The sequence below is a fragment of the Streptacidiphilus pinicola genome (genome assembly GCF_003258295.1).
GTDB classification, from domain to species: Bacteria; Actinomycetota; Actinomycetes; order Streptomycetales; family Streptomycetaceae; genus Streptacidiphilus; species Streptacidiphilus pinicola.
This window is the reverse complement of the sequence record NZ_QKYN01000065.1, coordinates 29,961-53,588: the sequence shown is the minus strand read 5'-3', so window position 1 is coordinate 53,588 and position 23,628 is coordinate 29,961. Positions and strand designations below refer to the sequence as shown.

The window sequence follows — 23,628 nt, the reverse complement described above, 5'->3', positions numbered from 1 at the left end:
GCCCGCCGAAGCGGGCCCGAGGGTGGTGCCGGGTGCGGGATTCGAACCCGCAAGCCTTTCGGCAGATGTGTTTGAGACATCCGTGTATGCCGTTCCACCAACCCGGCCGCTGGTGTGCAGCAGCACCATACCGTGTACGCCCACTTCGACGCAGCTGGGTAGGCTTGCGCCGTACGCCCCGGAGCTACGAGGAGCATCGTGACCGCCGCCGACGAGCAGGATCCGCACGTCCCGCCGACGACCACTCGCGTCGTCATCGCCGAGGACGAGGCCCTGATCCGCCTCGACCTCAAGGAGATGCTTGAGGAGGAGGGCTACACCGTCGTCGGCGAGGCCGGGGACGGCGAGACCGCCGTCAAGCTGGCGCAGGAGCTCAAGCCCGACCTGGTGATCCTGGACGTGAAGATGCCCGTCCTGGACGGGCTCTCGGCGGCCGAGCAGATCCACCAGGAGCACATCGCTCCGACGCTGATGCTGACCGCCTTCTCCCAGCGCGAGCTGGTCGAGCGGGCGCGCGACGCCGGGGCCATGGCCTACATCGTGAAGCCGTTCAACAAGGGCGACTTGGTCCCGGCGATCGAGATGGCCGTCTCCCGCTACAGCGAGATGCGGGCGCTGGAGCTGGAGATCGAGGACCTCAATCTGCGCCTGGAGACCCGCAAGCTGGTCGACCGCGCCAAGAGCGTGCTGCAGACCAAGTTCGGGCTGTCCGAGCCTGCCGCGTTCCGCTGGATCCAGAAGACCTCGATGGACCGCCGGATGACCATGAAGGCCGTCGCCGAGGCCGTCATCGAAGAGGGCGCCAGCAAGTAACAAGTAAGAGGAGGGGTGCGGGGGCGAAGCCCCCGCACCCCTCCTCTTGTGGTCCGCTAGTCCTCGCCGAGGTAGGCCTTGCGTACGGATTCGTCGTGGAGCAGGTCCGCGCCGGTGCCCGAGAGCGAGATCCGGCCGACCTCCATCACGTGACCCTGGTCCGCCAGCGAGAGCGCCGCCTGGGCGTTCTGTTCGACCAGCAGGATGGTCATGCCGCCCTGGCGCAGCTCGGTGATGGTGGACATGATCTTCTGCATCATGATCGGCGACAGACCCATGCTGGGCTCGTCCAGCATCAGCAGCTTCGGCTGGGACATGAGCGCGCGGCCCATCGCCAGCATCTGCTGCTCACCGCCGGACAGCGTGCCCGCGGCCTGCTTGCGCCGCTCGCCCAGGATCGGGAAGAGGTCGTAGGCGTGTCGGATGTCGGCCTGGATCCCGGCCTGGTCCCGGCGCAGGAAGGCGCCGAGGAGCAGGTTCTCCTCGATCGTCATCCGGGCGAAGATCCGGCGCCCCTCCGGGGAGTGGGCCAGACCCATCTGGACGATCTCGTGGGCCTGCTTGCCGTCGATGCGCTCGCCCTTGAAGGTGACGCTGCCGGACGTCGGCTTGAGCAGCCCGGAGAGCGTGCGCAGGGTGGTGGTCTTACCGGCGCCGTTGGTGCCGATGAGGGTGACCACCTGCCCTTCCTCGATGCTGAAGGAGATGCCCTTGACGGCCTCGATCTTGCCGTAGGCGACGCGGAGGTCCTCGACCTCGAGCAGCGCGGTCACTGGTTCTCCTCCGGGGTGGTGCTGTCGGCGCCGCCCTCGACGGGCGTGCCGAGGTAGGCGGCGACGACGCGCTCGTCGCCCTGGACGGTCGCGGCGTCGCCCTCGACGAGCTTGCTGCCCTGGACCAGGACGGCCACGCGGTCGCACAGGTTGAAGATGAAGCGCATGTCGTGCTCGATGACGAGCACGGCGATGCCGCGGTCGCGGATCGCGAAGACCAGCTCCTCGGTGGCGCGGGTCTCCTGCGGGTTCATGCCGGCCGTCGGCTCGTCGAGCAGCAGCAGGCCGGGCTCGCTGGCCATGGCGCGGGCGATCTCGAGCTTGCGCTGCTCGCCGTAGGGCAGGTTGCGGGCGAGCGTCTCGGCCTTCTTCGCGAGTCCGACGAAGTCGAGGTACTCCATCGCCTTCGCACGGGACTCGGCCTCCTCGCGGCGGTAGCCGGGGCCGCGCAGGATGGCCGAGATGAGGCCCTCCTTGGTGCGGGTGTGCCGGCCGACGAGGACGTTCTCCAGGACCGTCATGTTGTGGAAGAGCCGGATGTTCTGGAAGGTGCGCGCCATCCCGGCCTGGGTGACCTTGTGGGGCTTGGGCGGCAGCGCCTGGCCCTGGTAGGTCACCGTGCCCTCGGTCGGCACGTACAGGCCGGTGAGGCAGTTGAAGAAGGTGGTCTTGCCGGCGCCGTTGGGGCCGATCAGGCCGATGATCTCGCCGGTGTTGACGGTCAGTGAGACGTCGTTGACGGCGGTGAGGCCGCCGAAGCGCATGACGACGTTGCTGGCCTGCAGCAGCGGGGTGCCCGGCGTCGGTGCTTCGGCGGTGGTGGCGGTGGTGGTCTCGGTCATCGCGTTCACGCCTCTGCGGTTTCGGCTTCGTGGAACTCCAGCTGGCGGCGCCGGTTCGGGATGATGCCCTCGGGGCGGAAGCGCATGAAGAGGATCAGCGTCAGGCCGAAGAGCAGCAGCTGGTAGTCGTGCAGGAACGACAGCTTGGCCTGCAGCAGGAAGAACAGCGAGGCGCCGACGAGCGGTCCGGTCACGGTGCCCATGCCGCCGATGACGACGGCGGCCAGCAGGAAGGCCGAGTTGGGCGGGGTGGGTCCGGCGAACTGGAAGGTGTCGGGCACGACGCTGTAGTTGACGTGCACGAAGACGGTGCCGGCCAGACCGGCCAGGGTGGCGCCGAGGGCGAAGGCGAGCAGCTTGAAGCGGAAGCCGTTGATGCCCATGGCCGTCGCCGCGGTCTCGTCCTCGCGGATGGCGATCCAGGCGCGTCCGATCCGGGAGTTGGTGGACCGGGCGAAGACCAGCACGATGATCGCCGTGAACAGGAGCATCAGCTCGAAGTAGTTGGCGAACCGCCCGATGGTGAACCAGCCGAGGCTGTGCGGCGAGCCGAAGTCGAACCCGAAGATGTTCAGGTCCGGCACGTTGCTGATGCCGATGGCGCCGTTGGTGACGTTGGGACCGGAGGTGCCGTCGAGGTTCTGCACGACGATGCGGAAGATCTCACCGAAGCCCAGGGTGACGATGGCCAGGTAGTCGCCGCGGACGCGCAGCGTCGGCGCGCCCAGCAGGACACCGAAGACGCCCGAGACGGCCGCGCCGAGCAGGGCCGCCGCCCAGAACGGGAACTGCACGTGGAAGGCGGCGCCGGCGGCGCCGGAGACCAGCGCGGCGGTGTAGGCGCCGACGCCGAGGAACGCGACGTAACCGAGGTCGAGCAGACCGGCCAGGCCGACGACGATGTTCAGGCCGAGCGCGGTGGCCGCGAAGATCAGGATGCTGACGCCGAGGTTGGCGTTGGCCTCGGCGTTGCCGCCCTGCTGGGTGAAGGGGAAGAGCCCGGCCGCGACGAACGCGCCGACGGCGGCCGTGGTGCGGTTGCGCTGCATCAGCGCGGCGAGCCGGGTGAAGTCGCCGGAGCGGTTGAGCGCCCAGGCCGTGAACCCGGTGAGGATCAGGAACCCGCCGAAGAGCTCGGCGTAGGCGGTGTCGATGCCGTAGGAGAAGATCCCGAGGGCGACGGCGAGCGTGACGAGGACGACGGGCACCTCCACCCAGGGGCTCTCCGGCTGGGTGGGCGGCAGTTCGGGGCGCTTGCCGGCGTAGAGCAGCACGCGGAGCTTGGCGTCCTGCGTCTGCTCGCCGTCGCGGGGCAGTGCGAGCGCGCCGACCACGGCGACCAGCGAGCCGACGCCCGCGACCCAGCCGCCGCCGGTCAGGTTGGCCAGGCCGCCGAGCTCGACGCTGATGGCGATCAGGGTGAACCAGGTGGTGACCGCGGAGCCGACGGCGAGCAGCACCGTGGTTCCCTCGGGCCCGCCGGGGGCCAGCAGGCGCAGGACCGGGACGCGGTAGCCGACCAGGGTGTAGAGCAGGGTCAACAGGCCACCGGCGAAGGTGATCCACTGCAGCCCGCCCGGGTAGCCGGAGACGGTGAGGTCGCCGGGGAACTGGGAGCTGTAGGTCCAGGACAGGAAGGCGGAGGCCGCGGTGATCACCGCGCCCGCGGCGGTGGCCGCACGGGCGACGGAGGTCGGGAGCGGGATGGCCGGCTTGGGTCGTGCGGCCGCTTCGCTCTGGAGCTGGAGTGTGTCGGTCATGGTGGTTACGCCCTGTCCGCGACGCGCTCACCGAGCAGGCCCTGCGGCCTGACCATGAGCACCAGGATGAGGATGACGAAGGCCCAGACGCTGGACCAGGACTGGCTGCTGAACTGGCTCATGCCCGGGATGTCGGCGATGTAGATGGCGGTGAGGTTCTGGACCAGACCGAGCACCAGGCCACCGAGCATGGCTCCGTAGATGTTGCCGATACCGCCGAGGACAGCGGCGGTGAAGGCGTACAGGCCGGTGAGGAAGCCCATGTCGAACTTGATCTCGCCGTAGCGCAGGCCCCAGGCGACACCGGCGATGCCGGCGAACGCGGCGCCGAGCGCGAAGGCGATCACGATGACGCGGTCGGTGTTGATGCCCATGAGCTTGGCCGTGTCCGGGTCCTGGGCGGTGGCCTGCATGGCCCGGCCGGTGCGCGTGCTGCGCACGAAGTAGGCCAGGAACAGGGTGGACAGCACCGCCGCGACCAGCACGAAGATGTCCGAGGACTGAATCAGGATGCTGCCTATGTGGTACGGGCCGCCGGGCAGGCTCGGGAAGACGCGGGGCGACTTGGCGCTGGGGTAGAAGCCCCAGACCAGCTGCTGCAGGGTGATCGAGACGCCGATGGCGGTGATCAGCGGCGCGAGGCGCGGAGCGTTGCGCAGGGGACGGTAGGCGAGCCGTTCGGTGAGGACCGCGATCACGGTCGAGGTGACGATGGCCCCGAGGATCATCAGCGGGATGGTGATCCACATCGAGGTCCCGGAACCGAGTCCGAGGTAGACCGACAGCGCGCCGAAGGCACCCGTCATGAAGATCTCGCCGTGGGCGAAGTTGATCAGTTGGACGATGCCGTAGACGATCGTGTAGCCGACGGCGATCAATCCGTAGGTCGCGCCCAGGAGTAGGCCGTTGACCAGGTTTTGCGGCAGTTCGTGCACCGCGGTCCTCCGTGTTCGAGCCGGTGTCGGAATCTGTCCGCGGACCGGACGTGGAACCGCGCGGGGGCCTGAGTGTGGTGCCCCCGCGCGGTTGAGGTGGTGAAGGTGCTTCGGCGGATGCGTGCCGGTCGGCAGCGTCAGCCGGAGAACGTGCCGGTCTTGATGGTGGCCCAGAGGCCGTTCTTGACGCCGTAGACGGTCAGCTGCTTGTTGGTGGCGTCGCCGTACTGGTCGAAGGCGACCGTGCCGGTCACGCCGGAGAAGCTCACGCTGCCCATGGCCTTCTCCACGGCCGCGCGCGGGTTGCTGGGCAGCTTGCCGCTGTTGGCGCTGACGACCGCCTTGACGGCCTCGATGATGGCCCAGGCGCTGTCGTAGGAGTAGCCGCCGTAGGCGCCGTAGGCCTGGGAGTAGCCGCCGGCCTTGTAGTTGGCCACGAAGGTCTGCGCGGACGGCAGGGACTCCACCGGCGCGCCCACGGAGGTGGCGTAGTCGCCGTTGGCGGCGGTGCCGGCCAGCTTGACGTAGGTCGGGTCGTAGTTGCCGTCGCCACCGATCATCGGGATGTTGTCGCCGCCCGCCTTGAGCTGCTTGGTCAGCGGGGCGGCGTCCGGGTACTCACCACCGAAGTAGACGAAGTCGGCGCCCGAGGACTTGATGGCGTTGACGGTGGAGGAGAAGTCGCTGGCGCCGCTGGTGACGTGGTCCTGGCCGGCGACCGAGCCGCCGAGCTTGGTGAACTCGTCCTTGAAGGTGCCGACCAGGCCGACGCCGTAGGCGTCCTTGTTGTCGACCAGGAAGACCTTCTTCTTGCCCAGCGTGCTGTACGCGAACTGCGCCGCGAACGGGCCCTGGATGGCGTCCGTGGTGGCGGTGCGGAAGTACGAGGCGAAGGGGCGCGCCTTGGTGCCGGTCTGCCAGTTCGGGCCCTGGGTCAGCGCCGGGTTGGTGTTGGCCGGGGAGACCTCGACCAGGTTGGCGTTGTTGAACGTCTTCTGCATGGTCAGCGCGACGCCGGAGTTCAGCGGGCCGACCACGCCGAGGACGCTGCTGTCGCCGACGAGCTGGGTGGCGTTGAGGCTGCCCTGCTGCGGCGCGGCCTTGTCGTCCATGGCCTCGATCTTGAAGGTGACCCCGGGGACCTCGTTGGTCTTGTTCGCCGTCTTGACGGCGAGGTCGACGGAGTTCTGGATGCCGATGCCGAGGGCCGAGAGCGAACCGGTGAGCGGGGCGTCGACGCCGATGGTGACCGTGGTGGATCCGGAGCCGCCACTGCTGCCGCTGTTCGACGCGCGGGAGCCACAGGCGGTGAGGGTGAGCGTGCCGGTGGCCGCGATGGCGGTCAGCACGAGCAGGGATCGGTTTCGCACGAGAAGTCCTTCTTCCTCTGGCCTGAGGGGATCGACCCGCGCGCAGGCCCCGACCTGTCTACCCATGGCGCGGTGACTGGCCGTGACTTTAAGGCTCCCCTGTGCTCGGCCGGGAGCGGTTGGATGTCTATGTGATGGGGTTGTTATCAGCTGAGGAAGATTTGAGACTTCACCCTCGACGGCAGGCGGCGGTCATGGCTCGGTGCAGGTCGAGGGTGTATCTGTCACCGAGTATTTCGCTTTCCTGTCCTATTGCGCGGATGTTACGGAACGTAATGTCGACGAAAGGAAGGGCGTCGTTCTCGGGGATGCCCGAGCAGTCCGCCGCGGTCACGATGAGCTGGATGCGCACGGTTTGCCCGGGTTGCACGGGCAGTGGCAGCCGGGGCTCGGTGCGCAGTGTCAACCCCCGGTAGGCGAAGGTGATCTGAATCACCGTCATTGACACCCGGTCCTGGTTGCGCACGGAGACGACGAAGTCGGCGGTGCGCCCTGTCGGGTCGTCGTGGACGGGCAGCGTTCCCCCGTACCCGACGGAGGCGTTCTCGGCCGGCCAGGCGGTCGGGACCGGCGGCTGCGGCTGAGGGCGCGTCAAGTACAGCACCAGGGCGGCGACAAGGAGGAGGGTGAAGGTTCCGGCAGCGTAGACCCGCTTGTGCCGGATCGTCGTCGACCGCGACTCCAGGACCTCGACCCGTGCCGGGGAGGCGTCCTGACTGACGATCAACTCGGTCTCGCTGATGGCGCTCGGGCGCGCGTCGTCGTCCGCCCCGAATCCACGACGGCGTCCTGCCATGCGCCCTTGCTTCCCGCGCGCGGGGGCGGCGAAACCCGGCCGCCCCGGCGCGCGCGGCGACTACAGGTCGCGGAGCATGCAGGTCAGGCGGCAGCTGGTGATGCGGCGGCCCTGGTCGTCCGTGATCGCGATCTCGAAGGTCGCCGCGGTGCGGCCGCGGAAGACGGCGGTGGCGACGCCGGTGACCAGGCCGGAGGTGGCGCTGCGGTGGTGGGTGGCGTTCAGGTCGACGCCCACCGCGTAGCGGCCGGGGCCGGCGTGGAGCATCGAGCCGATCGAGCCGAGGGTCTCGGCCAGGGCCGCGGAGGCGCCGCCGTGCAGCAGGCCGTAGGGCTGCTGGTTGCCCTCGACCGGCATGGTGCCCACCACGCGCTCCGGGGAGGCCTCCACGATCCGGATGCCGAGCTTCTCGCCGAGGTGGCCGCCGGAGAAGGTCTCGGCCGTCACCCCCAGCTTCGCGAAGTGGTCCAGCACGTCCTGCGGGACGTTCAGCTGGACGCCTGGCTGCTCGGGGGCGGGCTGCTCGGTGCTGGGCTGGTCGGCCATGTTGCTCCTGACGCCGTTGTCGTTCGGGATCTCCGTCGTGCGAGATCGGTGCGATGGTACGACGCGGGAGGTCTCCGGCCCATGTGACGCGGATCGCTCCGCGCGCTGTGGCACGGGCGGAAGTGTCAGCGCCGGGTCATAGGATTTCGGGGACAGGTATTCGGCAGAGCGGCGGGTGGCGAGGCATGGCAGGCAGTAAGGGTTCGACCGGCGGCTCCCAGGGGCGGCTGCTGCTCATGGACGGCCACTCCATGGCCTACCGCGCCTTCTACGCCCTGCCCGAGGAGAACTTCTCCACTGTCACGGGCCAGTCGACCAACGCCGTCTACGGCTTCACCTCGATGCTGGCCAACATCCTGCGCGACGAGCAGCCCACGCACTTCGCCGTCGCCTTCGACGTCTCCCGCAAGACCTTCCGGGCCGGCATCTACCCCGAGTACAAGGCCACCCGCTCCGCCTCGCCCGAGGGCTTCCGCGGCCAGGTCGAGCTGGTCTCCGAGCTGCTCGACGCGATGCGCGTGCCGCACCTGCGCTCGCCCGAGTACGAGGCCGACGACATCATCGCCACCCTGGCCACCGCCGCCGCGGCCGAGGGCTACGAGGTGCTGATCCTCACCGGCGACCGGGACTCGCTGCAGCTGGTCACCGAGAACGTCACCGTGCTCTACCCGACCAAGGGCGTCTCCGAGTTCACCCGCTACACCCCCGACAAGGTGTTCGAGAAGTACGGCGTCACCCCCGCCCAGTACCCGGACCTGGCCGCGCTGCGCGGCGACCCGTCGGACAACCTGCCCGGCATTCCGGGCGTCGGTGAGAAGACCGCCGCCAAGTGGATCAACCAGTACGGCAGCTTCGCCGAGCTGGTCGCCCACGCCGACGAGGTCAAGGGCAAGATCGGCGAGAAGCTCCGCGGCGGCCTGCAGGACGTCAAGCTCAACCGCGAGCTGACCGAGCTGATCCGCGACGTCGAGCTGCCGCTCGGCGTCGGCGAGCTCGCCCGGCAGCCGTACGACGTGCCCGCCACCACGCTGCTGCTCGACACCCTGGAGTTCCGCAACCAGCAGTTGCGCGACCGCCTCTTCGCGGTCGACCCGGGCGCGGGCGAGGCCGGCGCCGAGGTCGACGTGCAGGCCGGCCCCGGCGTCGACATCCACGGCGTGCTGCTGACCGAGCCGGGCGCGCTCGCCGCCTGGCTCGCCGAGCACGCCGCCGAGGCCCGCGTCGGGCTGGAGGCGGACTACGCCTGGGCCCTGGGCGAGGGTCACGTCAAGGCCGTGGGGCTGGCCGTCGAGTCGGGCCCCGCCGCCTGGTTCGACCCGACCGCGCTGGCCGAGGAGGACGAGCGGGCCTTCGCCGGCTGGCTCGCCGACCCGGCGCGGCCCAAGGCGCTGCACATCGCCAAGCAGGTCCAGCGTGCCTTCGCCGAGCACGGCTGGGAGATCGAGGGCATCGAGGCCGACAGCGCCCTGGCCGCCTATCTGGAGAAGCCCGGCCGCCGCACCTTCGGCCTCGACGTGCTGGCGGAGGAGTACCTGGGCCGGACCCTCGGCTCAGCGGCCGCGGCCGACTCCGGCCAGCTCGCCTTCGGCGACGAGGCCTCCGAGGACGACGCGGCGGCCGCGGCCGCCGAGCTGCTCATGGTCGAGGCCCGCACGGTGCTCGACCTGGCCCAGGCGCTCGAGGAGCGCCTCGCCAAGGACAGCGGGCCGGCCCTGATGCGCGAGCTGGAGCTCCCCATCGCCGCCCTGCTGGCCCGGATGGAGCGCACCGGCATCGCCGCCGACCGGGAGTGGCTCGCCCAGCTGGAGATCCAGTTCGGCTCCGCCGTGCAGCAGGCCGTCAAGGAGGCCCACCACGCGGTCGGCCACGAGTTCAACCTCGGCTCGCCCAAGCAGCTGCAGGAGATCCTCTTCAACGAGCTGGGCCTGCCCAAGACCAAGAAGATCAAGACGGGGTACACCACCGACGCCGACGCGCTCACCTGGCTGGCCGGTCAGACCGAGCACGAGCTGCCCGTCATCCTGCTGCGCCACCGCGACCAGACCAGGCTGCGCACCACCGTCGAGGGCCTGATCAAGACGATCGCCGCCGACGGCCGCATCCACACCACCTTCAACCAGATGGTCGCCGCCACCGGCCGCCTCTCCTCCACCGACCCGAACCTGCAGAACATCCCGGTCCGCACCGAGGAGGGCCGGATGATCCGCCGCGCCTTCGTGGTCGGCGAGGGCTACGAGACGCTGCTGACGGCCGACTACAGCCAGATCGAGCTGCGCGTCATGGCCCACCTCTCCGAGGACGAGGGCCTGCTGGCCGCCTTCGCCTCCGGCGAGGACCTGCACACCACCGTCGGCTCCTACGTCTTCGACGTGGCGCCGGGCGCGGTGGACGCGGAGATGCGCCGCAAGGTCAAGGCCATGTCCTACGGACTGGCCTACGGGCTGTCCGCCTTCGGCCTCTCCCAGCAGCTCGGCATCGAGACGGCCGAGGCGCGCCGCCTGATGGACACCTACTTCGAGCGCTTCGGCGGCGTGCGCGACTACCTGCAGCGCGTCGTCGAGGAGGCCCGCGGCACCGGCTACACCGAGACCCTGCTGGGCCGCCGCCGCTACCTGCCGGACCTCAACAGCGACAACCGCCAGCGCCGCGAGATGGCCGAGCGGATGGCCCTCAACGCCCCGATCCAGGGTTCGGCCGCCGACATCGTCAAGATCGCGATGCTGAAGGTCGACACGGCCCTGCGCGAGGCACAGCTGGCCTCGCGGATGCTGCTCCAGGTCCACGACGAAATCGTGCTGGAGATCGCCCCCGGTGAGCGCACCGCCGTCGAGGAGCTGGTCCGCCGCGAGATGGCCGGCGCCTACCCGCTGCGCGCGCCCCTCGACGTCTCCGTCGGCGCGGGGCGCAACTGGGAGGACGCAGGTCACTGAGGCGCGTAGCGCCCCTACGGGGCGCTCATCCGGTGCGCCAGCCAGACCGGCAGCGCCGACAGCACGATGAGAGCGGAGGCGACGACGTCGACGACCGGGCCCTGGTTGGGCCGGGCCAGGTTGTCGAAGATCCACAGCGGCAGCGTCTGGGTGCCCGGCCCCGCGGTGAAGGTCGTCACCACGATCTCGTCGAAGGAGAGCGCGAACGCTAGCAGCGCGCCCGCGAACAGCGCGCCGCGCACCGCGGGCAGGGTGATGTACCAGAACGTCTGGAAGGTGTGCGCGCCGAGGTCGGCCGAGGCGTCCTCGCCGCTGCCGGGCAGCCGGCGCAGCCGTGCCGACACGTTGTTGAAGACCACGACGATGCAGAACGTCGCATGCCCGACGATGACGGTGAAGAGCCCGAATCCGATGCCCAGCGGCGTCAGCACCGTCCGGAACGCCGCGTTCAGCGCGATGCCGGTGACGATGCCGGGCAGCGCGATCGGCAGGATCAGCAGGAACGACACCGCCTGCCGCCCGAAGAACCGGTAGCGCGTCGCCGCGAACGCGGCCATGGTGCCGAGGACGAGCGCCACCGCCGTCGCGCCCAGCCCGGCCCGTACGGAGGTCCACAGCGCCGTCCGCAGCCCCGGCTCCTGCCACGCCGCCTGCCACCACCGGAGACTGAAGCCGGTCGGCGGCCACGCGAACGAGCGCGAGGCGTTGAAGGAGTTGAGCAGCACCACCAGCAACGGCACGTAGAGCACGGCGAGGCCCAGCGCCATGGCGAGCCGCAGCGCGATCCGGGAGCGGCGGTTCAGATGCATCAGAGGTTCTCCCACGCGCCCGTGCGGCGCACGGCCAGCAGGTAGCCGACGATCAGCAGCACCGGGACGCACGAGACCGCGGCCGCCATCGGCAGGTTCAGCGTCACGTCGGACGCGATCACGTTGCCCAGCATCTGCGTCGTCCCGCCCACGATCTGCACGGTGAGGTAGTCGCCGAGGCTCAGCGAGAAGGTGAAGATCGAGCCCGCGATCAGCGCCGGCTTGACCAGCGGCAGCACGACGGACCGGAAGGTGCGCCAGGGCCGCGCGCCCAGGTCGGCGGAGGCGTCCAGCACGCTGTCGGGCAGTTGCGCGAACGCGGCGTAGAGCGGCAGCACCATGTAGGGCAGCCACAGGTAGGACAGCGTGATCACCACCGCGGGCACGCCGAAGCCCGGCGTGCCCACCGCCCAGTCCAGCACCCCGCCGTGGCTGAGCATCACCCACCACGCGTACGCCTTGACCAGGTACCCCGCCCACAGCGGCGCCGTCACGGCCACCAGCAGCAGCCGGCGGCTGCGCGGCCGGGCGACCCGGGCCATGTAGAACGCCATCGGCAGCGCCAGCGCGCCGTCCACGACGGTCACGCCGACGGCGATCCCGAGCGTGCGCAGCGCGACCGTCCGGTAGACCGGGTCGCTGAGGATGTTGGCGAAGTTGTCGGTGTTCCAGACGTACTCCACCTGCGAGGTGAAGTCGTTGGTGGTCCAGAACGCCGACAGCAGCAGCACGCCCAGCGAGCCGAGATAGGCCAGCACCAGCCAGGCCATCGGCGCGGAGAGCAGCGCGGTCAGCCGCAGGCCGGGGCGCCGGTGCAGCGCCCCGGCCAGTCTGCGGACGGGGGAGCGGTGCATCAGCTCTTGATCTCGTTCCAGGCGGTGACCCACTGCGCGTAGTCGGTGCAGTCGTTCCTGCCGCTGCCGTCCACGCAGTTCCTGGTCGGGGTGTTCCAGTAGTAGACGTTCCTCCACCACGACTCGTCGTTCGCGTGGTAGTCGGCGCAGAAGTTCGGGTTGTCCTTGATGTAGCCGCAGGCCTGCGAGTTGGCCGGGGCCTCACCGAAGTACTCGGCCACCTGGGCGTTGACGGACGGCGAGACGATGTAGTTCATCCACTCGTAGGCGCAGTTGGGGTGCTGCGCGTGCGCGGAGACCATCCAGGTGTCGGACCAGCCGGTCGAGCCCTCGCTGGGCAGGATCGCGGCCGTCTTCACCTTGCCGTCGGCGGCCACGGCCTGCTGGATCACCTCCCAGGTGGTGCCCAGCCAGAAGTCGCCGGAGTCGAAGGAGGCCTGCTCCTTGGTGTAGTCGCTCCAGTAGGCGTTGACGTTCGGCTTCTGGTCCTTGAGCAGCGTGACGGCGGCGTTCAACTGGTCGGCGGTCAGCGCGTAGGGGTTCCTGATGCCAAGTGAGGGCTTGGTCTTCATCAGGTACAGCGCCGCGTCGGCGATGTAGATCGGGTCGTCGTACGCGGTCAGGTGGCCCTTGTAGGGGGAGTTCGGGTCGAAGACCGCCCCCCAGCTGGTCGGCGCCGGGGTGACCTTGGCGGTGTTGTACATCAGCAGGTTGGCGCCGCGGCCGTGCGGGATGCCGTAGGGGACGCCGCCGACCGAGTTCCACGGTTGGTTCTTCAGACCCGGGTAGACGGTGGCGTAGTTCGGCACCAGCTTGGTGTTGACCGGGGCGACGTCGCCGCCCGCGATCAGCCGCAGCGTGGCGTCGCCCGAGGCGGAGACCGTGTCGTACTGGCCGGTCTTCATCAGCGCGACCATCTCGTCGGAGGTGCCGGCCACCTTGAGGTTCACCTTGCAGCCGGTCGCCTTCGTGAACGGGGTGACCCAGTCGACCGTCTTGCTGTCCTGGCCGTACTCCACGTACCCGGCCCAGGCCACGACGTCGACCGATCCCTCGCCCGCGCCGAGGCTCTGCCGCATCGGGACCCTGGGCGGGGTGAACCCGGACGGCGTCTGGCCGCCGGGGCTCTTCGAGGCCGAGCAGGCGCCCGTGAGCAGCAGCGCTGCGGTGGCGGCGAGGGCCGCCAGGGGACGGAGGGTACGCATGAGGGTGTGCTCTCCAATCGGTTCCGGTGCCGGTCAGTTCGCTTGGGTGAGCTCGACCGTGTGGGTGCGTCGCCAGGCCAGGACCACGCCCGCGCCGCGGTGGCGCAGCGCCTCGTCGCCGTCCTCGTCGCGGTTCTGCCGCAGCGCGGTGAGGCGGCCACCGGCCTCCAGGTCCACCAGGAAGCGGGTCTGCGCGCCCGCGTACACGACGTCGGCGATCCGGCCGGGTGCGGCCACCTCGTCGCCGCGCGCGGCCGTGCCCGGCGGCAGGATCCGGATCTTCTCCGGCCTGACGGAGTAACTGCCGTGCGAGCCGAGGATCTTGGCCGCGGTCTCGCCCTCCACCAGGTTCGAGGTGCCGACGAAGCCGGCGACGAACGGCGTGGCCGGACGCTCGTAGACCTCGGCGGGCGTGCCGACCTGCTCGATCCGGCCGGCGTTGAAGACGGCGACGCGGTCGCTCATGGTCAGCGCCTCGTCCTGGTCGTGGGTGACGAAGACGAAGGTGATCCGGGCCTCGCGCTGGATCTGCTTCAGCTCCGACTGCATCTCCAGCCGCAGCTTGAGGTCGAGCGCGCCGAGCGGCTCGTCCAGCAGCAGCACCGAGGGCCGGTTGACCAGCGCGCGGGCCAGCGCGACGCGCTGTCGCTGGCCACCGGAGAGCGCCGCGGGGCTGCGGTTCGCGAAGCCCTCCAGGTGGACGGTGGCCAGTGCCTGTTCGGCCCGGGAGATCCGCTCCGCCTTGGCGACCCGCTTCACCCGCAGGCCGTACTCCACGTTCTGACGGACCGACAGGTGCGGGAAGAGTGCGTAGTCCTGGAAGACGGTGTTCACGTCCCGGTCGAACGGCGGCAGCCGGGTCACGTCGCGCCCGGCGAGCTGCACCGTGCCCGTGGTGGGTTCCTCGAAGCCGGCGATCAGCCGTAGCACGGTGGTCTTGCCGGAACCGGAGGGGCCGAGCATGGAGAAGAACTCGCCGGACCGGATCTCCAGATCCACCCCGTCGACGGCGCGCACCGCGCCGAACTTCTTGCTCACGCCGCTCAGGGTCACCGTCATGACCACATAGATGCCCAACATCCGGCGCGCCGAACTGACCCCGGAAACAAGGTAGAACCCGTTCTCATTTGTGATGGTCGACGCTACGGTGCGCATCTGCCCGGGCATCGACGGGAAGGGGCGGATGTGCGCGCGCTGATCGCGGCGGCCGTGGGAGCCGTGGTGGCGGTACTGATGGCCTTCGTGGCCGTGCCGCTCGCCGACCAGAACGGGCCGACGACGGCCAAACCCCTGCTCACCAGCGCTCCGGCGCACCCGTAGCGGGGAGAGGCGGATGCGGCAGCGGCTCTCCCTCGTCCTGGTGGCCCTCGCGGCCTTCCTCGCCGTGCTCGGCGTGATGCTGCGGGTGTGGGTCTACCCGCACGTGGTCGCGGTGCCGGACAACCAGTACCAGGCCGTCGTGCTGGAGGCGAAGGACGCCACACTGATCGACTACAGCAAGATGGCCGGCGTCCCGCACCAGCACGTCACCATCGTCGAGACCCTCAAGGGCGACGCCGGTGCGGCCGAGGCCTACCAGAGGCGCACCGGCCGGTCCGTCGTCGTCTGGGACGCGCTCTCCTACGTGCTGGGCAACGACGGCAAGCGGCTCTCCGCCATCCCGGAGGTCTACCCCTTCGACGCGCACACCCAGGAGCCGGTGCACTGCTGCGGCGAGAACGTCGACGGGCAGGCGCTCAGCCGCGTCGGCATCGAGTACAAGTTCCCCTTCGACACCCAGCCCCACGACTACCAGTACTTCGACCCGCAGACCCGCACCTCGGCGCCCATCCACTACAAGGGCACCACGCAGCTCGACGGGCTGACCGTCTACTACTTCGAGCAGACGATCCCCTGGACCCGGGTGCCGTTCCCGAAGGCGATGCCGGACGGCGTCGCGATCACGCCGCAGCAGATCGACAGCCTCGGCTACCAGCGTTGGTACACCACCGTGCGCAAGTTCTGGGTCGACCCGGTCACCGGGGCGCCGATCAACGGCGAGGAAGTGCACAACGAACAGCTGCGGATGCCGCCGAGCTCCGGCATGGCGCCGGTGACCATCTTCTCCGGGGACGTGAAGATCCGCCCCGACTACCAGGCCGCCACCGTCGCGCTGGTGAAGAAGGAGCGGACCCTGCTGCTCCTGCTGCGCGACGATCTGCCCACCGGGCTACCGCTGTTGGGCGTCGCCGCGCTGGCACTGGCCTTCGTCGTCGAGGGGCGGGCCCGGCGTCGGACCGCCCCACCGACGCTGCCGGTCGCCTCAGTCGCGGACGCAGACGAACACGGCGGTGCCGGGGAGACGGCGACCGCGAAGGGGGCTCCAGCCGCCCCACTCTGAGGTGAGGCCCTCGGGCCACTCCGGCTCGACCAGGTCGATCAGGCGGAAGCCGGCCAGCGCCAGCTCGCGCACCCGGTCGCCGAGGGTCCGGTGGTGCTCGACGTAGACGGCGGCGCCGCTCTCGTCCTGCTCGACATAAGGGGTGCGGTCGAAGTAGGAGGTGGTGGCCGTCAGGCCCTCGACGCCCGGCTCGTCGGGGAAGGCCCAGCGGATCGGGTGAGTGACCGAGAAGACCCAGCGCGCGCCGGGCTTCAGCACCCGGTGCACCTCGCGCATCAGCCGCGCGGTGTCGGCGGCGAAGGGCACCGCGCCGTAGGCGGAGCAGGCCAGGTCGAAGCTCGCGTCCGCGAAGGGCAGCACGGTGGCGTCCGCCTCGACCAGCGGCACCGGCGTGCGCGCCGACTGCTCGTCGATGCGGCGGGCGTGCTGCAGCATCCGGTGGGAGAGGTCGAGCGCGACCGGGAGGGCGCCCTGGTCCGCCAGCCAGCGCGAGCACTGGGCCGCGCCCGCGCCGATCTCCAGCACGCGGGCCCCGCGCAGCGCGGCGTGGTCGCCGAGCAGTCGGGCCTCGGCCTCGTCGAGGCCCTCGGGGCACCAGGTGAACCGGGCGTCGCCGAGGAAGGCGCCGTGCTCCAGCAGGTACTCGTCGGCGTTGCGGTCCCACCAGCCGCGGCTGGCGCGGCTGCTCTCGCCTGCGCCGGCCTCGCGGCGGACCGCCTCGGCGTCGTCGTCGATACCGGGCTCGGTCATCTCGGGGGGAGTGTCATTGATCATGTCGCCGATAGCGTAACCTTGGCGCCGTAGCAAGCGAGGACACCTCAGGGTCTTGCGGAAAGTCCCGTTCGGGCGATAGACATCCATCCGTCCGGGCCTACCCCGCGGTGCGGCTTCCGCATTGACCGTGCATGGCTGTCCCCGTATGCTACAAGTTGCGCTGCGGGCCTGCGCGCCTCGGACGGAGCAGGTCGCGCTCGCATCTGTTGAAGACTCCACGTTTCGCTGCTTGTTTGCTTGTCCTCTGTGCGGCATCCGGCTGATCTGTGGCGTCCTTGGTGGAGCGATCACGGGTCCCCGGCGTGGTAGTACCTACGACTTCATGTCCGTACCGGAGCCCCTTTCCTAATGACGAGCAGCACCGAGGCCCCCACCACTCCCCAGGTTGCGGTCAACGACATCGGCGACGCCGAGGCCTTCCTCGCCGCGATCGACGAGACCATCAAGTACTTCAACGATGGTGACATCGTCGAAGGCACCATCGTGAAGGTTGACCGTGACGAGGTGCTCCTCGACATCGGTTACAAGACCGAGGGCGTCATCCCGTCCCGCGAGCTGTCCATCAAGCACGATGTCGACCCGCACGAGGTCGTCGCCGTGGGCGACAGCATCGAGGCCCTGGTCCTCCAGAAGGAGGACAAGGAGGGTCGTCTGATCCTGTCCAAGAAGCGCGCCCAGTACGAGCGCGCCTGGGGCACGATCGAGAAGATCAAGGACGAGGACGGCATCGTCACCGGTACCGTCATCGAGGTCGTCAAGGGTGGTCTCATCCTCGACATCGGCCTCCGTGGCTTCCTCCCGGCCTCCCTGGTCGAGATGCGCCGTGTCCGCGACCTCCAGCCGTACGTCGGCAAGGAGCTCGAGGCCAAGATCATCGAGCTGGACAAGAACCGCAACAACGTGGTCCTGTCCCGCCGTGCCTGGCTGGAGCAGACCCAGAGCGAGGTCCGTCAGACCTTCCTCACCACCCTGCAGAAGGGCCAGGTGCGCTCCGGCGTCGTCTCCTCGATCGTCAACTTCGGTGCCTTCGTGGACCTGGGTGGCGTCGACGGCCTGGTGCACGTCTCCGAGCTGTCCTGGAAGCACATCGACCACCCGTCCGAGGTTGTCGAGGTCGGCCAGGAGGTCACCGTCGAGGTTCTCGACGTGGACATGGACCGCGAGCGCGTCTCCCTGTCGCTGAAGGCGACCCAGGAGGACCCGTGGCAGCAGTTCGCCCGGACCCACCAGATCGGTCAGGTCGTCCCGGGTAAGGTCACCAAGCTGGTTCCGTTCGGTGCGTTCGTCCGCGTGGACGAGGGCATCGAGGGTCTGGTCCACATCTCCGAGCTGGCCGAGCGCCACGTGGAGATCCCGGAGCAGGTCGTCCAGGTCGGCGACGAGATCTTCGTCAAGGTCATCGACATCGACCTCGAGCGTCGTCGCATCAGCCTCTCGCTGAAGCAGGCCAACGAGTCCTTCGGTGCCGACCCGATGGCGGTCGAGTTCGACCCGACCCTCTACGGCATGGCCGCGTCCTACGACGACCAGGGCAACTACATCTACCCGGAGGGCTTCGACCCCGAGGCGAACGACTGGCTGCCCGGCTACGAGAAGCAGCGTGAGGAGTGGGAGCGCCAGTACGCCGAGGCGCAGACCCGCTTCGAGCAGCACCAGGCCCAGGTCGTCAAGAGCCGCGAGGCCGACGCCGAGGCCGCTGCCGCGGGCGAGGGTGCCGCTGCCGAGACCGGCGGCAGCGCCGTGTCCGGTGGCTCGTACTCCTCCAGCAGCGAGGAGACCTCGGGCGCCCTGGCGACCGACGAGGCCCTGGCCGCGCTCCGCGAGAAGCTCGCGGGTGGCCAGAGCTGAGGCTCTGCTCTCCTGAGCTGACGCACAGCGTCTGACGAACCCCCGCCCGGGGAACCGGGCGGGGGTTCGTTCGTTTCTGTCGCGTTTCTGTCGGTCGCTGTGCGTTCATTCGGGCGTTCTTGACTTCTGGCTTATGCGCGCCTGACGACTATGGCGCAGCCCATATCGGTAGCCTCTACCGATCATGGGGCAACTCGGTCACCGTGGACTGAGTTGCCCTGAACGGAAGCAAGGCCTCCTTATGCACCAGACCCCCTCGCGGCTCCGCGGCCCCTTCGCGGCGCTCGGCCGGTTCAGCTTCCGTCACCGCAAGTGGGTGGCACTCGCCTGGGCCGTGCTGATCGCGATCGGTCTGGTCTTCGGCACCAAGGTCTTCAACGCCGCCGCCCCCTCGGCCAAGGCCGCCGGCTCCGAGTCGGCCACCGGCTCGGCGCTCCTCTCCCAGTACGGCACCAGCGGCGACGCGCTGCAGGCGCTCGTCAGCGGCAAGTCCGCCGACGACCCGGCTGTGAAGGCCGCCGTCAGCTCCGCCGAGAGCGACCTGCGCACCATGCCGGGCGTCGGCTCGATCAGCGACACCCGCGCCCAGAACGGCTCCTCGCAGATCGTGAGCGTCCAGCTGAGCGACGCCAAGGCGCTGAACGCCGCGAGCCAGCGGCTGGACCGGATCGCCACGGACAGCGGCGCGAGCGTCAAGCTCGGCGGGGACCAGGTGCTGGCGCAGCAGGTGCAGCAGCAGACCAAGTCCGACACCGAGACCGGCGAGCTCGTCGCCCTGCCGATCACCCTGGTGGTGATGGTGCTGATCTTCGGCGGCTTCGTCGCGGCCGGGCTCCCGCTGATCGGCGCGATCGGCTCGGTCGCGGGCGCCCTGCTGGCGCTCCTGGGCTTCACCCAGATCATGCCGATGGACACCAGCGTGCTGCCGATCACCACCGTGCTCGGCCTCGGCCTCTCCATCGACTACGCGCTGCTGGTGGTCAACCGGTTCCGGGAGGAGCGGAGCAAGGGTGCGACCATCGAACAGGCCGTGGAGCGCACCAGTGCCACGGCGGGCCGCACCATCGCCTTCTCCGCGCTGACCGTCGCCGTCGCCCTCTCCGGACTGTTCGTGCTCACCAGCCCGATCTTCCACGCGGTCGCGGCCGCCGGCGTCAGCGTCGTCGTCATCACGGTGCTGTCCGGGTTGACCCTCGTCCCCGCGCTGCTCGGCTTCGCCGGCAAGAAGATCAAGCCGCCCAAGCAGGGCGTCCGGGACAAGGGCCGCTTCGCCTGGGTGGTGCGCAAGGTCCGCCGCCGCGCACTGCCCGTCGCACTGGCCACCGTCGCCCTGCTGATCGCCGCCGCCGCGCCGTTCTTCGGCGCCCACGCGCAGAGCCTCGGCACCCAGACGCTGCCCACCAGCTTCGGCGCCCGGACCGTCGCCGACGCCATCGCCGCCGACTACCCGACCCTGCAGAACCCCGACGTCACCGTGCTGGTCAAGGGCGACGCGGCCACGGCCGACAACTACGCCAAGCACATCGAGGCGCTGCCGGACGTCAGGACCGCCGCCGTGACGGAGGCCGGCGGCAGCGGCGGCACCGCGTGGGCCGCCGTCGGCGTCCACGTGACCGGCTCCCCTCAGGGCGCGACCGCCCAGCACGTCGTGAACGAGCTGCGGGCCGACCGGGACGGGCTCACCACCTGGGTCACCGGCGACGCGGCGAGCGTCGTCGACTTCCAGCACGAGATCACCACGCGGGGCCCCTGGGCGCTCGGGCTGATCGTCGCCGCGACCTTCGCGCTGCTCTTCCTGATGACGGGCTCGGTCGTGGTGCCGATCAAGGCCCTGGTGATGAACCTGCTGTCGCTGGGCGCGGCCCTGGGTGTGATGACCCTGGTCTTCCAGGGCGGCTGGTTCAGCGGCTTCCTCGGCTTCACGCCCACCGGCGGGCTGGAGGCGTGGACCCCGGTCCTTGTCTTCGTCTTCTCCTTCGGTCTCTCCATGGACTACGAGGTCTTCCTGCTCTCCCGGATCAAGGAGCTGCACGACGAGGGCTACTCGTGTGCGCGCTCCGTGGAACTGGGCGTACAGCGCAGCGGCCGGATCATCACCTCGGCGGCGGCCCTGATGGTGATCGTCTTCCTGGGCTTCTCGACGGGCCGGATGCTGGACATCAAGGAGATCGGCCTCGCCCTGGCGGTCGCCGTCCTGGTGGACGCGACCCTGGTCCGGATGCTGCTCGTCCCGGCGACGATGTCGATGCTGGCCCGCATCAACTGGTGGGCTCCGCCCTTCCTCCGCCGCCTCCACGCCCGCTACGGCTTCAAGGAACACGCGGTCCTGCCGCCGTTGCCGGTCGCGGCTGCTGTCCCGGTGCAGCGGGCGGAGGCTGCACCATCAGGGGCGCGGGGAACTGCGCGAGAAACCACTGATGAGCGGATGGCCCTGCCCGTTCGGTGATGTGCGTGGGTGGGTGGCTTGTCGCGCAGTTCCTCGCGCCCCCGGAAACCCGCTAGCGTTCTGACCATGGTCAAAGTTGGACTTACCGGCGGCATCGGCGCAGGCAAGAGCGCCGTCTCGGCGCTGTTCGCGGAGCTCGGGGCCGTGGTCGTGGACGCGGATCTGATCGCGCGGGAGGTCGTCGCGCCCGGGACGGAGGGGCTGGCGGCCGTCGTCGCGGAGTTCGGGGAGGTCGTGCTCGCCGCCGACGGCTCGCTGGATCGTCCCAAGCTCGGTGCCATCGTGTTCGCGGACGCGACCAGGCTCGCCGCGCTGAACGCGATCGTGCACCCGCTGGTCGGGCGGCGTTCCGCGGAGCTAGAGGCGGCCGCCGGGCCCGACTCTGTCGTCGTGCACGACGTACCGCTGCTCGCCGAGAACGGGCTCGCGCCGCTCTACGACGTGGTCGTCGTCGTGGACGCGGCGGACGAGACGCGCCTGCGGCGGCTCGTCGCGCTGCGCGGCATGGCCGAGGCGGACGCCCGGGCGCGGATGGCCGCGCAGGCGACGCGGGAGGCGCGGCTCGCCGTCGCGGATCTGGTGATCGACAACGACGGGCCGCTGGAGCGGCTCGCGCCGCAGGTGCGGGAGGTCTGGGGAAAGCTGCAGGCCTACCGGCCCGAGGCGGGAACCCGCAGCACCGTCACCGACGGCGGGAACTGAGCCAGCACCGTCCCGCCGGGCAGCGGTAGCTCGCGCCGCGCGCCCGTCGACGCCACGCCGAGGTCGACGCCGACGACCAGCTCGTCGCGGCGCAGCACCAGCCAGCGCTCCGTCTCGCTGTACTCGACCTCGGCGGGTCCAGTCGCCAGCGGGCGCAGCCGGATCAGCGTGCGGTACCAGTCGAGCAGCGCGGCGTGCCCGTCCTGCCGCGGCTCGGCCCAGTCGAGGCGGGAGCCGATGAACGTGGACTCCGCCTGCGGGTCGGGGATCTCCTCCGGTTTCCAGCCGTGTTCGGCGAACTCCCGGCGGCGGCCCTCGCGCACGGCCTGGGCCAGTGCCGGGTCCTGATGGTCGGTGAAGTACATCCAGGGCGTCGAGGCGCCCCACTCCTCGCCCATGAACAGCATCGGCGTGAACGGGGAGAGCAGCATCAGCGCGGCGCCCGCCGCCAGCCGTTCGGGCGTCAGGGTCGCGGCGAGGCGGTCGCCGCGGGCCCGGTTGCCGATCTGGTCGTGGGTCTGGGTGTAGCCGAGCAGCCGGTGCGCCGGGGTGCGCACCAGGTCGAACGGCCGGCCGTGGGTACGGCCGCGGAAGCTGGACCAGGTGCCGTCGTGGAAGAAGCCGCGGGTCAGGGTCTTGGCCACGGCGTGCAGCGGGCGCCGGGCGAAGTCGGCGTAGTAGCCCTGGCTCTCGCCGGTGAGCGCGGTGTGCAGGGCGTGGTGGAAGTCGTCGCTCCACTGGCCGGCCAGTCCGATGCCCCCCGCTTCGCGCGCGGTGACCAGACGCGGGTCGTTGAGGTCGGACTCGCCGATCAGGAAGAGCGGGCGGCCCGTGGCCCGACCCAGCTCGTCGACGGCGGTGGCCAGCTCCTCCAGGAACGGCAGCGCGCGGTGGTCGACGAGCTCGTGCACGGCGTCCAGCCGGAGTCCGTCGATGCGGTAGTCCCGCAGCCAGGCCAGGGCGCTGCCGATGAAGTAGGCGCGCACCTCGTCGGAGTCGGGGGCGTCCAGGTTCACCGCCGAACCCCACGGGGTCTGGTGGCGGTCGGTGAAGTACGGCCCGTAGGCGGGCAGGTGGTTGCCGGACGGCCCGAGGTGGTTGGGAACGACGTCGAGGACCACGCCGAGCCCGTGCCCGTGAGCCGAGTCGACAAGTCGTTTGAGCGCCTCGGGGCCGCCGTAGGGCTCGTGGACCGCCCAGGGCGCCACGCCGTCGTAGCCCCAGCCGTGCCGGCCGGGGAAGGGGCAGACGGGCATCAGCTCGAGGTGGGTGACGCCGAGCTCCACCAGGTGCGGGAGGCGCTCGACGGCGCTGTCGAAGGTGCCCTCCGGGGTGAAGGTGCCGACGTGCAGCTCGTAGAGGACCGCTCCGGCCAGACCCCGGCCGGGCCAGTCCGCGCTGGTCCAGCGGAAAGCCGCGTGGTCGACCAGTTGTGACGGGCCGTCCGGTCCGTCGGGCTGGCGGGCCGAGCGCGGGTCGGGGAGCGTCGGGCCACCGTCCAGGCGGAAGCCGTACCGGCTTGCGCCCGGATCGGCCGGCACACCCGCCTCCCACCAGCCGGGCCGGGCCGGATCGGGTCGCATGGCGTGCACCGTCCCGTCGACCTCCACCTCCACGGCGGCGTGGTCGGGCGCCCAGACGGTGAACCGGTGCGGGCGGTGGGCGGACGTCGGGGAGGGCATGGCGGGCGTCGGCATACCCGCCCTCCTACCCGGCCCGGCCGCGTCCGCATGCGCGGCCGGACCCTCCTTCCGCCTCCCGGCGGTGTGCCGGGCCGGACTTCGTCAGGTCCCGGCCGGCTGGGTCCCCGTCCGGCTGGGGCCCGACCGGCCGGGGCCCTCGCCG

The 23,628-nt window shown here is 70.3% G+C and carries 20 protein-coding genes and 1 tRNA gene; 7 read left to right on the top strand and 14 right to left on the bottom strand.

What is annotated here, in order from left to right; genetic code table 11:
• Positions 1-23: 23 nt before the first annotated feature.
• Positions 24-107: transfer RNA gene (locus DN069_RS16635), tRNA-Leu, on the bottom strand.
• Between the two features lie 91 nt (positions 108-198).
• Between DN069_RS16635 and DN069_RS16630 the strand changes: the two genes are divergently transcribed.
• Positions 199-813: an ANTAR domain-containing response regulator gene (locus DN069_RS16630; RefSeq protein WP_243639319.1), complete on the top strand. Its 615-nt coding sequence runs from the start codon at positions 199-201 to the stop codon at positions 811-813.
• 56 nt (positions 814-869) lie between these two features.
• On the opposite strand, the gene DN069_RS16625 is transcribed toward DN069_RS16630, so the two are convergent.
• From DN069_RS16625 to DN069_RS16595, 7 genes are all read right to left on the bottom strand, one after another.
• Complete coding sequence (locus DN069_RS16625; RefSeq protein ID WP_111501781.1) at positions 870-1,586, bottom strand: ABC transporter ATP-binding protein; 717 nt, start codon at positions 1,584-1,586, stop codon at positions 870-872.
• Positions 1,583-2,428, bottom strand: coding sequence for an ABC transporter ATP-binding protein (locus DN069_RS16620; RefSeq protein WP_111501845.1), 846 nt, complete (start codon positions 2,426-2,428; stop codon positions 1,583-1,585). The genes DN069_RS16625 and DN069_RS16620 overlap by 4 nt, the downstream gene beginning before the upstream one ends.
• A 5-nt stretch (positions 2,429-2,433) precedes the next feature.
• Positions 2,434-4,188 (bottom strand): branched-chain amino acid ABC transporter permease, encoded by a 1,755-nt coding sequence (locus tag DN069_RS16615; protein ID WP_111501780.1) that lies wholly within the window; start codon positions 4,186-4,188, stop codon positions 2,434-2,436.
• Positions 4,189-4,193: 5 nt separating this feature from the next.
• A complete protein-coding gene (locus DN069_RS16610; RefSeq protein ID WP_111501779.1) occupies positions 4,194-5,123 on the bottom strand; it encodes a branched-chain amino acid ABC transporter permease in 930 nt (309 codons plus the stop codon).
• A 137-nt stretch (positions 5,124-5,260) separates the two neighbouring features.
• Entirely contained in the window at positions 5,261-6,493 is a 1,233-nt protein-coding gene (locus tag DN069_RS16605; RefSeq protein WP_111501778.1) for a branched-chain amino acid ABC transporter substrate-binding protein, read from the bottom strand.
• Between the two features lie 169 nt (positions 6,494-6,662).
• Positions 6,663-7,289, bottom strand: a complete 627-nt coding sequence (locus DN069_RS16600) for a hypothetical protein (protein ID WP_111501777.1) — start codon at positions 7,287-7,289, stop codon at positions 6,663-6,665.
• Between the two features lie 60 nt (positions 7,290-7,349).
• A complete protein-coding gene (locus DN069_RS16595) occupies positions 7,350-7,835 on the bottom strand; it encodes a PaaI family thioesterase (RefSeq protein ID WP_243639317.1) in 486 nt (161 codons plus the stop codon).
• A 185-nt stretch (positions 7,836-8,020) separates the two neighbouring features.
• On the opposite strand from DN069_RS16595, the gene polA reads away from it, so the two are divergent.
• On the top strand, positions 8,021-10,765 hold the full coding sequence (polA, locus tag DN069_RS16590; protein ID WP_111501776.1) for a DNA polymerase I: 2,745 nt from the start codon (positions 8,021-8,023) through the stop codon (positions 10,763-10,765).
• Positions 10,766-10,779: 14 nt separating this feature from the next.
• Here polA and DN069_RS16585 read toward each other — a convergent pair whose 3' ends face one another.
• The 4 genes from DN069_RS16585 to DN069_RS16570 are packed head-to-tail and all read right to left on the bottom strand — an operon-like array spanning position 10,780 to position 14,692.
• Entirely contained in the window at positions 10,780-11,574 is a 795-nt protein-coding gene (locus DN069_RS16585) for an ABC transporter permease (RefSeq protein WP_111501775.1), read from the bottom strand.
• Positions 11,574-12,428: an ABC transporter permease gene (locus DN069_RS16580; protein WP_111501774.1), complete on the bottom strand. Its 855-nt coding sequence runs from the start codon at positions 12,426-12,428 to the stop codon at positions 11,574-11,576. Before DN069_RS16580 ends, DN069_RS16585 begins: the two co-directional genes overlap by 1 nt.
• Entirely contained in the window at positions 12,428-13,633 is a 1,206-nt protein-coding gene (locus DN069_RS16575; RefSeq protein ID WP_111501773.1) for an ABC transporter substrate-binding protein, read from the bottom strand. Before DN069_RS16575 ends, DN069_RS16580 begins: the two co-directional genes overlap by 1 nt.
• A gap of 33 nt (positions 13,634-13,666) precedes the next feature.
• The gene (locus tag DN069_RS16570; RefSeq protein ID WP_111501772.1) at positions 13,667-14,692 is read right to left on the bottom strand and encodes an ABC transporter ATP-binding protein; all 1,026 of its coding nucleotides are present in this window, start codon (positions 14,690-14,692) and stop codon (positions 13,667-13,669) included.
• 126 nt (positions 14,693-14,818) lie between these two features.
• Here DN069_RS16570 and DN069_RS16565 point away from each other — a divergent pair, with 126 nt between their 5' ends.
• Entirely contained in the window at positions 14,819-14,953 is a 135-nt protein-coding gene (locus DN069_RS16565) for an SPW_0924 family protein (protein WP_111501771.1), read from the top strand.
• 13 nt (positions 14,954-14,966) lie between these two features.
• Positions 14,967-16,013, top strand: a complete 1,047-nt coding sequence (pgfA, locus tag DN069_RS16560; protein WP_111501770.1) for a cell envelope lipid trafficking protein PgfA — start codon at positions 14,967-14,969, stop codon at positions 16,011-16,013.
• On the opposite strand, the gene DN069_RS16555 is transcribed toward pgfA, so the two are convergent.
• Complete coding sequence (locus DN069_RS16555; RefSeq protein WP_111501769.1) at positions 15,936-16,787, bottom strand: class I SAM-dependent methyltransferase; 852 nt, start codon at positions 16,785-16,787, stop codon at positions 15,936-15,938. The genes pgfA and DN069_RS16555 overlap by 78 nt on opposite strands.
• Before the next feature lie 348 nt (positions 16,788-17,135).
• Here DN069_RS16555 and rpsA point away from each other — a divergent pair, with 348 nt between their 5' ends.
• The 3 genes from rpsA to coaE all read left to right on the top strand — a co-directional run bounded on the left by rpsA (position 17,136) and on the right by coaE (position 21,783).
• Positions 17,136-18,635, top strand: coding sequence for a 30S ribosomal protein S1 (rpsA, locus tag DN069_RS16550; protein ID WP_111501768.1), 1,500 nt, complete (start codon positions 17,136-17,138; stop codon positions 18,633-18,635).
• Between the two features lie 241 nt (positions 18,636-18,876).
• Positions 18,877-21,081, top strand: coding sequence for an MMPL family transporter (locus DN069_RS16545; protein WP_165845520.1), 2,205 nt, complete (start codon positions 18,877-18,879; stop codon positions 21,079-21,081).
• A 66-nt stretch (positions 21,082-21,147) separates the two neighbouring features.
• Positions 21,148-21,783, top strand: a complete 636-nt coding sequence (gene coaE / locus DN069_RS16540; RefSeq protein WP_111501766.1) for a dephospho-CoA kinase — start codon at positions 21,148-21,150, stop codon at positions 21,781-21,783.
• Here the strand turns inward: coaE and treZ are convergent.
• Positions 21,732-23,480 (bottom strand): malto-oligosyltrehalose trehalohydrolase, encoded by a 1,749-nt coding sequence (gene treZ, locus DN069_RS16535; protein ID WP_243639315.1) that lies wholly within the window; start codon positions 23,478-23,480, stop codon positions 21,732-21,734. The genes coaE and treZ overlap by 52 nt on opposite strands.
• Between the last annotated feature and the right edge of the window lie 148 nt (positions 23,481-23,628).

What these genes read in the sequence shown, in the direction of transcription:
- DN069_RS16620 (WP_111501845.1), bottom strand. Translation starts at nt 2,428, where the DNA reads ATGACCGAGACCACCACCGCCACCACCGCCGAAGCACCGACGCCGGGC.
- DN069_RS16615 (WP_111501780.1), bottom strand. Translation starts at nt 4,188, where the DNA reads ATGACCGACACACTCCAGCTCCAGAGCGAAGCGGCCGCACGACCCAAG.
- DN069_RS16600 (WP_111501777.1), bottom strand. Translation starts at nt 7,289, where the DNA reads ATGGCAGGACGCCGTCGTGGATTCGGGGCGGACGACGACGCGCGCCCG.
- DN069_RS16595 (WP_243639317.1), bottom strand. Translation starts at nt 7,835, where the DNA reads ATGGCCGACCAGCCCAGCACCGAGCAGCCCGCCCCCGAGCAGCCAGGC.
- polA (WP_111501776.1), top strand. Translation starts at nt 8,021, where the DNA reads ATGGCAGGCAGTAAGGGTTCGACCGGCGGCTCCCAGGGGCGGCTGCTG.
- DN069_RS16585 (WP_111501775.1), bottom strand. Translation starts at nt 11,574, where the DNA reads ATGCATCTGAACCGCCGCTCCCGGATCGCGCTGCGGCTCGCCATGGCG.
- DN069_RS16580 (WP_111501774.1), bottom strand. Translation starts at nt 12,428, where the DNA reads ATGCACCGCTCCCCCGTCCGCAGACTGGCCGGGGCGCTGCACCGGCGC.
- DN069_RS16575 (WP_111501773.1), bottom strand. Translation starts at nt 13,633, where the DNA reads ATGCGTACCCTCCGTCCCCTGGCGGCCCTCGCCGCCACCGCAGCGCTG.
- DN069_RS16570 (WP_111501772.1), bottom strand. Translation starts at nt 14,692, where the DNA reads ATGACGGTGACCCTGAGCGGCGTGAGCAAGAAGTTCGGCGCGGTGCGC.
- pgfA (WP_111501770.1), top strand. Translation starts at nt 14,967, where the DNA reads ATGCGGCAGCGGCTCTCCCTCGTCCTGGTGGCCCTCGCGGCCTTCCTC.
- DN069_RS16555 (WP_111501769.1), bottom strand. Translation starts at nt 16,787, where the DNA reads ATGATCAATGACACTCCCCCCGAGATGACCGAGCCCGGTATCGACGAC.
- rpsA (WP_111501768.1), top strand. Translation starts at nt 17,136, where the DNA reads ATGACGAGCAGCACCGAGGCCCCCACCACTCCCCAGGTTGCGGTCAAC.
- DN069_RS16545 (WP_165845520.1), top strand. Translation starts at nt 18,877, where the DNA reads ATGCACCAGACCCCCTCGCGGCTCCGCGGCCCCTTCGCGGCGCTCGGC.
- coaE (WP_111501766.1), top strand. Translation starts at nt 21,148, where the DNA reads ATGGTCAAAGTTGGACTTACCGGCGGCATCGGCGCAGGCAAGAGCGCC.
- treZ (WP_243639315.1), bottom strand. Translation starts at nt 23,480, where the DNA reads ATGCCGACGCCCGCCATGCCCTCCCCGACGTCCGCCCACCGCCCGCAC.